The organism is uncultured Bradyrhizobium sp., from assembly GCF_964252615.1.
Classification (GTDB): Bacteria; Pseudomonadota; Alphaproteobacteria; order Rhizobiales; family Xanthobacteraceae; genus Bradyrhizobium.
Genome location: NZ_CAXUNQ010000098.1, coordinates 1 through 4050 on the forward strand (window position 1 = coordinate 1; position 4050 = coordinate 4050).

Consider the following 4050-nt stretch of genomic DNA (forward strand, 5'->3'; position numbering starts at 1 on the left):
TCAGCCGCCGCAGATCCCCGTCGGCCGCCTTCAGCCGCTGCTCGCGATCCTCGATCTCGCCCATCAGCCGCCGCAGATCGGCGTCGGCCGCCTTGAGCCGCTGTTCACGATCCTCGATCTCGCGCCTCAGCCGCCGCAGATCGCTATCAGCCGCCCCGAGCCGCCGGTCGCGTTGCGCCACTTCGCCGACCAGTCGCCGCAAATCCTCGCTTGCAGCAGCCAACCGCTGATCGGCGCTCCCGGCCGCCAACCCGCGCGATTCCCCGCCGGCCGCCAGGAATGGACTATGGAGCTTTGCTTCTTCGAAATTAAACCGATCGACTACCGAGTGATGAATTTGCCCGGTACCGAGATCGAACGCCTCACATGCAATATCGAAATCAGATTTTAAACTCGATAGATCGTTCAAAAGGCTTTTTGACCGCTTTCCCTCCGAAAGCGCCGTGAAACATCGATATGCTTTCTTTACCCAAAAGGTCGTGCTGTCGTTGGTCGCCAAGTCGTTCGCCGGAATGTTCTCGTGCCGCAAATCCGGTTCTAAAAACTCATCTACCTCATGGGCGATGGTTTCTAAATCAGGCCACATTACATTCATTTTTTCAAATAACGGCTTCAATACCGCGCGCCAGTCGGACACTAGTACGTGGTATTCAATAAAGGAGCGAGGAAGCGAACGTGAGTGATGCTCGGCTTCCAACACATGCCGCAGCCAAACTAGCAGGGATTCCGCAACCGGCAGACCATTCCGGCGCGCAAGCGAGTTTGCAACCTCAAGCGGATTTCGTAAGGGCAGAACGATATATGGCTGAATGTTCAGCTCTTGGATTGTTTCGATCATCAGTGGCATAAATCGGCAAATACGAGGATCCTTGATAAAAAACAGCGACGAGTCCTCGAATTCCGAAGCTATCACGCTCTTGATCGACTGCCGGTATCGGCGTGCACTGTCGGAATTGAACCATTCTCGATTGACGGCACGCCAATCAAGATGGGAAGAGCCCACGTCGGTCAGCATGGTTTCAAACAGATCGACCAGCGGCGCGCTTTCCCAGTGACCTCTGGGATTGCTGGAGTGCGCTGGAACCAACGTTTTTGGTGCCGCAACGCCGAGCAGCTTGAGTGCTCCTGCCAACGCGGATGTTCCGCTTCGATGCATTCCGCAGACAAGAACGACCTTTCGCCGAGGCGCATTCGATTCAGGAATTTCAGGGGTATTTGCCATCACGTCTAATACTGCCAAAGCTCTTCCACGATTCCGGCAATGGGTAGGTTCAGAAGGCTTCGTTATAGCGCAATCTTTCAAGCACAATGAAAAAAGTTGAGCGCGCCTTTTCTTCAAATCGCGGCAATGCAGTGCTGGCGATGGATCAAGGTTGAAATCGATAGCAAATACACGATTATGGTGTAAGCGCTGCTTCGAACAACCCCTTGAAGACGAAATACCATTTTCCAGGCAATTCACCTGGTGTGTGTTCGGCTTGCGAGGTAGCGCAACATCAACTCGACACGCGATTGATGTTGCGATTTTCCATGGCTGATCGAGGCCGTTCGGTTACCCCTCGCTCAGGGCAGGCTTCACTTTTTGAAAAGAGAGCGAATGGTGCGGGCTCGCCGCTTTCCTGCGCAGAGGGCGCAGTTCCAACCGGTATTCTTAAGGTTTTTAAAATCCAGGCGCCGAGCGGTGCCATGTTTGCAGAATGTCAGGACTTGGTGACGGCGGTCCTTGAACCGTCATCTGGTTGGGGATCCTGAGCCGGTAGACGTCTTAGTCCGGCGTTCGCCCATCGAAGGGGCTTGGTCAGCCACCAAGATCTTGATTGAAGGACGTCGTCAAGCCGCCGCTGATAGATATCCTTTTCTAGGTCGGCCGTAACCAGCTCTTGCTGCAGCCGGGTCATGTCTACGTGCCAGGATCGCCTTTCAAGGTTGGCATTATTCAGCTCTTGACGCAGATGCGCCGTTTCGAGGTTGGCAGTGTGCAGATCTTGATGCACTCGGGCCGTTTCGAGGTTGGCGGTATGCAGCTCTTGACGCAGGCGCGCCGTTTCGAGGTTGGCGGTATGCAGCTCTTGACGCAGGCGCGCCGTTTCGAGGTTGGCGGTATGCAGTTCTTGATGCAGACGGGCCGTTTCGAGGTTGGCGGCATGCAGCTCTTGACGCAGGCGTGCCGTTTCGAGGTTAGTGGTATGCAGCTCTTGATGCAGATGCGCCGCGTCTGCCTGTAAGGAATTTGTTTCGAGATTGGCTGCAATCAGTTCCCGCTGCAGCCGGGCCGTGACGGCTAGGCGCTGCTGCGTCATGGAAGTCTTGATCCGGGCCTGCACCATCACGGCCTCTGCATTTCTCTCAGCCTCGTCCAGCTTCGACCGCGCTTCGGTAAGATCGGCCGCGAGCGACCCCACTTGCGCCTTCATCGTGTCAATTTCCGCCGCGAGCGTCTGAGTGGCGAGCCGCTCGACAACTGAAATCCCGAGCCGGGCAAAGTAATTCTGGATTCCCTCCCGTTCCGCAATGGTTTTGGCCGCAAACAGGGTTTTCAGCGGACCGGTCAGCGGTTCGCTACCCAAATAGACGATGCCCAAACCGTGGGAGTGCAAGAACTCAAAATGGGGATATCGGGAAGTCACTTCCTCCCAAAACTGCCAAATGCCGAAACCCCGCTCGCGGACGTTGATGTCGTGAAACAGCGCTACACCACGCGAACTTACTTTTGGCAGCCAGGATTGGAAATCCGCTGAAACGGCCTCGTAGGTGTGAAAGCCGTCGATATGAAGCAGGTCAACGCTGCCGTCGGAAAAATAAGGCCGCGACTCTTCGAAAGAACTGCGAAGCAGCGTCGAGAATGTTCCGTACCGCGGGTCGTGATAGGCCCTGAGCTCGTTGTATACCTCGTCACCATAATGCCCTGAGTGCGCGTCGCCCTGCCAATGGTCGATGCCAAAGCATCGCGTTTCGATACCCAGGGTGTGGACGGCTTGCAGGAACGCGCAATAGGAGTTGCCGGTGTGAACCCCAAGTTCAGTAACCATGCCGGGCTTCAGGGCGCCGATCAACCAAAGAGCAAATGGTATGTGCCCGATCCAGGCCGATGGCTGGACAAGACGGGCGGGATATTCGAGTTCAATTCTGCCCGGCGTTCCCGGCAGCAATAAATCAACTCGCGGTTCGTCTGCCACTTCCATCGATTTCGCCCTTGCCGATTCGAAACGACCCTGAGAGAAGAACCCTTCGCGAAAAACCTCAACATCGGCACCGAGAATCCGCAAAATCCCGGCCTCAGGTACGAGGTTCCCATTTATCTCAGCGTTAATAAAGGGCTGCCGGAAGCGCAAGCGCTAAATGCCGCTCGGTATTGCCCAGGGTCCGTCCACCTGTTGGTGCTGGCTGCGGCATTTCATCCTCGTCAGATCCCGCGCCGGCGGCGCACAGCGCTGATAATTCGGACTCGCTGCGAAACGGTGCAAAGTGGATAAGTTGCTGCCGCACTGCTCCGGCACCAGCCGGATGTGGGGCAGCGTGAAGCGAACGCTTGAATTGCTCAAGCGGAACTCGCATTAGCGTTCAGAATGGCAGGTATAGTAATACATGTCCATGTCGAGATAGGTGTGAAGCGTGCTGGTTGGGACAATAGAGAAGCGGGATGTGTAGTGCGCAACTTCCTTTCGCCCGGTCGATCGCACATAGGTGTGGAGACGGCGGGAAAAATCGTCGTTGACATCCGGGATACCCAACACGCCTGAACAAACCGGAAGTTCGTCGGCAAAGCCCGGCTTCGCGCTCCAGAACGACGTTACCGGCTCGCGTAAATTCGCAGCCTGCCAAGCGGCTCGGCGCATGAACGGGCCCTCATAACTGCTGCGGCCGATTTGGAGCGACCAGTAGGCCATCGGTATCAGCGCGGCGGCAAGCGCGGCAAGCGCAAGCGGTCGCGCCCGACCCGACCCGATCCATGCCGACAGCAACAGCGCAAAACCAAAAATTGCCAGTGAAAAATTCCGCTCGATGAAAAAAGGCACCGTTGCGAAATAGCAAAAAACGGCGACACTCGAC

3 protein-coding genes are annotated in these 4050 nt (G+C 56.1%); all 3 read right to left on the reverse strand.

Features of this window, described 5'->3' with window-relative positions:
• Positions 1 to 1240: hypothetical protein (locus tag ACFE72_RS24050; RefSeq protein WP_375415637.1), on the reverse strand; the 1240-nt coding region annotated here is incomplete at its 3' end.
• Between the two features lie 460 nt (positions 1241 to 1700).
• The gene (locus tag ACFE72_RS24055; protein WP_375415638.1) at positions 1701 to 3332 is read right to left on the reverse strand and encodes a class I SAM-dependent methyltransferase; all 1632 of its coding nucleotides are present in this window, start codon (positions 3330 to 3332) and stop codon (positions 1701 to 1703) included.
• Positions 3333 to 3554: 222 nt separating this feature from the next.
• Positions 3555 to 4050, reverse strand: a 496-nt coding sequence (locus ACFE72_RS24060) for a hypothetical protein (RefSeq protein ID WP_375415639.1), incomplete at its 5' end; no start/stop codon positions are given.